Raw genomic sequence first — 2,533 nt, forward strand, 5'->3', positions numbered from 1 at the left:
GCGAGCGTAAGACGGAAGCAAAAAATCGCAGGAATGAGCAGTGAATATCTGGAAACGGTACTCAATGCGGGTCTCAAAAAACTGGGTGAAATTTAACAAAATGTTCACGCTCTCACCCTGAACGGTATCCCAAGGCGCTGTGCGGGTGGTGTTCGTTATAATGCTCAAACGCGATGGCCAAATTGCCTACCGCTGTTCGGCTATCTGGTTTCGGCATCATCTCGATATAGTCTCGCTTCATCGTCTTCACGAAGCACTCCGCTATACCGTTGCTCTGTGGGCTTCTCACCGCAGTCGTTTTGGGCTCCAACCCGATTTCTCGTGCAAACGCGCGGGTCTCATGGGCTCGATACGCCGAACCATTATCAGTCAGCCACTCCACCGGTGATGCCGGCAACGCATCCCCGAAGCGACGCTCAACAGACCTCAGCATGACATCTTGCACCGTGGCACTGTCGTAACCCCCGGTACTGGCAGCCTAGTCCAAGGTTTCCCTGTCACAGCAGTCCATGGCGAACGTGACTCGTAGTTTTTCACCGTTATCGCAGCGAAACTCGAAGCCATCTGAGCACCAACGTCGATTGCTCTCCTTGACGGCAACACGCCCCTGATGTGCCCGCTGGGTCAATGGTGCAGCCGGTTTTCTTTCCAGCAACAGGCCATGATCGCGCATGACGCGATATACCCGTTTGGCGTTTACCACAGGCTGTCGTGTTGCCTCTGACCGACGCCGTAACAGCGCCCAGACTCGACGATAGCCATAGGAGGGAAGCTCAGCCATCGCCTCCATGATCCGGCCAAGTAAGGCAGCATCATCATGCAGGCGATGATGACGACCATCTTGCCAACCTGGTTTTCGATGAACACGAACGGATAGCTGCGCACGCGATACATTAAGGGCCTGGCTCACAGCACTTAATCGTCGTCCCCCGGCAACAAGGGCGCATGCGCAATCCATTTTTTGCTCGACCAACCTCTACGGCTTCTTTGAGGATCTCGTTCTCCATGGTTTTCTTCCCGAGCAGACGCTGGAGCTCTCGGATCTGCTTGATGGCAGCAACCAACTCGAAGGCTGTAACAACATCCTCACCGGCGGTGATCGCCGTGAGAGAGCTTTCCTGGAATTGCTTACGCCATTTGAAAAGCTGGTTGGCGTTGACGTCGTGCAAGCGAGCTACATGAGAGACGGTCATTCCGGGCTCAAAGGTCTGCTGCACGATGGAGATCTTTTCCGGCGTCGACGACGCTCAGCCCCTGTTAACATAGATGGTCGCCCCGGTTTGCCAAGCCCTCAATCAATGAAAGTGAGTCAGGTGGAGATTGCAGCCATAGATCCGGATTTCACCGAGGCAACAGCCTCTATCCCTGATGGAATTCGCTGACTGGCTCCTCTATCACTTACAGCGCACTTAACGACGTGCTGTGTTAACACCGGGTTTTGCCAGCCACGGTCTGACCTGTCTCGCCATCACTTCATGATTGCCTGCGCAATCTGTGCTTCATTATCATTGCCAACCGTCTTGTTGCAGGGCTGTCAGCCCGCCCTTACTAAACCTGTTTTTCATGCGGCCATGCCATTGTGAGCATCATATTTTCTGTCGTGTGCCAGCAATGCCCAGATGATTCTAGCCGTCTGCGCTACCGCCGCCACGTTAGGGTTGCGCCGTGCCATCACCCCGGCCAACCAGCTTCCTGCAAACGACTCCTTGTGTTCTGCTACTCGTAGCACCGCCCGAGCGCCATGAATTAACAGTGTGCGCAAGTAGCTGTCGCCGCGCTTGCTGATCCCCAGCAGGGTCTGCTTGCCACCGCTGGAGTGTTGCCGTGGCACCAACCCCAGCCACGCGGCCAACTGCCTGCCATTCTGGAAATTTCTCGGATTGCCAATGGAGGCCACCAGGGCGCTGGTGGTGATAGGACCTATACCGGGTAGCTGTGCCAATGTTTGGCTGGCGACACTGTCTCGATGCCAGCGTACGCTCGCTTCCTCCAGCTCGTTGACCTGCTTATTGAGTTCCTTGAGGTGCTCGTGGAGTCGCATCAGCAACAGGCGAAACGTCCCTGGCAAGCAGTTTTCACTGTCCTCCAGGAATTCGGGAACACGCTGGCCGATGTGGGTGATGCCCTGGGGGATGATGAGCCCATATTCCGCCAAAAGTCCTCGGATCTGGTTGGCCTGGGCGGTCCTGGCCTTGACGAACCCCTGCCTAGGGAAGGTGCGAATAAGCGGGGAAATTCTTCTCGGCTGACTCAGTCATTTCATTTTTTCAGTTTGAGCCGATTTTTTCTCCCGTAAATGCCTTGGGAAAGTGCGAACAAGTATCCCACGAACAAAAAATGAAAATTTTAGTCATTTAATATCAATGGGTTACCAGTAAATGCTCTCGTGCCATATGACTTATTCGCACCTTCCCTTGAATCAGCCTATTTAGACCGTTTCTTCGCCATTTAAGGCGTTATTCCCAGTTTTTAGTGAGATCTCTCCCACTGACGTATCATTTGGTCCGCCCGAAACAGGTTGGCCAGCGTGAAT

Annotated in this window: 2 pseudogenes; both read right to left on the minus strand. The window is 54.1% G+C overall.

What is annotated here, in order from left to right:
* Window positions 1–112 precede the first annotated feature (112 nt).
* Window positions 113–1,264 (minus strand): annotated as a pseudogene (locus ACNPAA_RS20750) (IS3 family transposase).
* A 297-nt stretch (window positions 1,265–1,561) separates the two neighbouring features.
* Window positions 1,562–2,209, minus strand: a pseudogene (locus tag ACNPAA_RS20755) (IS110-like element ISAs16 family transposase); the annotation flags it as partial.
* Window positions 2,210–2,533 lie beyond the last annotated feature (324 nt).

The organism is Aeromonas sp. PS2Canimalfood6, from assembly GCF_048276795.1.
In the GTDB taxonomy this organism is placed as follows: Bacteria; Pseudomonadota; Gammaproteobacteria; order Enterobacterales; family Aeromonadaceae; genus Aeromonas; species Aeromonas caviae.